Source organism: Pseudokineococcus marinus (genome assembly GCF_013004605.1).
Lineage (GTDB): Bacteria > Actinomycetota > Actinomycetes > Actinomycetales > Quadrisphaeraceae > Pseudokineococcus > Pseudokineococcus marinus.
In genome coordinates this window covers 1-1145 of record NZ_JABEMA010000544.1, presented here as the reverse complement: position 1 = coordinate 1145, position 1145 = coordinate 1, and the positions used below count along the sequence as shown (strand labels likewise).

The following is a 1145-nucleotide window of genomic DNA, read 5'->3' as shown; positions in this document are numbered from 1 at the left end:
CGCGGGCGCGACCGCCTGGTCGCACCCGCGGGAGGGGCCCGCAGCCCCGGGCTCGGGGCTCAGCCCGCCAGCTGCTCGCGCGCCCGCGCGGCCCCGGCGACGAGCGAGGCCAGCCCCGCCGCGACCTCCTCGACCGACCGCGTCTTGAGCCCGCAGTCCGGGTTGGCCCACAGCCGGTCCGCGGGCAGCCGCTCCAGGGCCCGTGCCAGGTGGTCGGCCACCTCGTCGACGGAGGGCACGCGCGGGGAGTGGATGTCCCACACGCCCGGCCCGACGCCGCGGTCGTAGCCCTCCGCGGCCAGCTCGTCGAGCACCTCCAGGCGCGAGCGCGCCGCCTCGAGGCTGATGACGTCGGCGTCGAGCGCGTCGATCGCGGCCATGACGTCGCCGAACTCGGCGTAGCACATGTGCGTGTGCACCTGCGTGGACGGCGCGGCCACGGCCGTCGCCAGGCGGAACGCGTCGACGGCCCAGGCGAGGTACTCCGCGCGCCCGGCGGCGCGCAGGGGCAGCAGCTCGCGCAGGCCCGGCTCGTCGACCTGGACGACGCGCGCGCCCCCGGCCTCGAGGTCGGCCACCTCGTCCCGCAGCGCCAAGGCGAGCTGGCGCGCCGTCGTCGAGCGGGGCTCGTCGTCGCGGGGGAAGGACCAGGCGAGGACGGTCACCGGGCCGGTGAGCATCCCCTTGACCGGGGCGGCGGTGAGCGACTGCGCGTACGCCGTCCAGCGCGTCGTCATCGGCGCCGGCCGGGAGACGTCCCCCACGACGACGGGCGGACGCACGCACCGGCTGCCGTAGGACTGCACCCACCCGTGGAGCGGCGTGACGAAGCCGTCGAGGCGGGCGGCGAAGTGGCGCACCATGTCGTCGCGCTCGGGCTCGCCGTGGACGAGCACGTCGACGCCGGCGGCCTCCTGCGCCGCGACGACGGCGCGGACCTCCGCCTCCATGGCCGCCTCGTACCCGGCGTCGTCGAGCGACCCGGTGCGGTGGGCCGCCCGCGCGCGCCGGATCTCCGGCGTCTGCGGGAAGGAGCCGATGGTCGTCGTCGGCAGGAGCGGCAGGCCCAGCGCCGCGGCCTGGAGCGCCCGCCGCTCGGCCGCGGGCGTCCCGCGCTCGAGGTCGGCCGGGACGACGCCCGCGAC

1 protein-coding gene is annotated in these 1145 nt (G+C 78.3%); it reads right to left on the bottom strand.

Annotation, left to right across the window (positions count from 1 at the left end):
* Window positions 1-59: 59 nt before the first annotated feature.
* A partial coding sequence (metE, locus tag HLB09_RS17350) for a 5-methyltetrahydropteroyltriglutamate--homocysteine S-methyltransferase (RefSeq protein ID WP_171204525.1) occupies window positions 60-1145 on the bottom strand: 1086 nt, incomplete at its 5' end.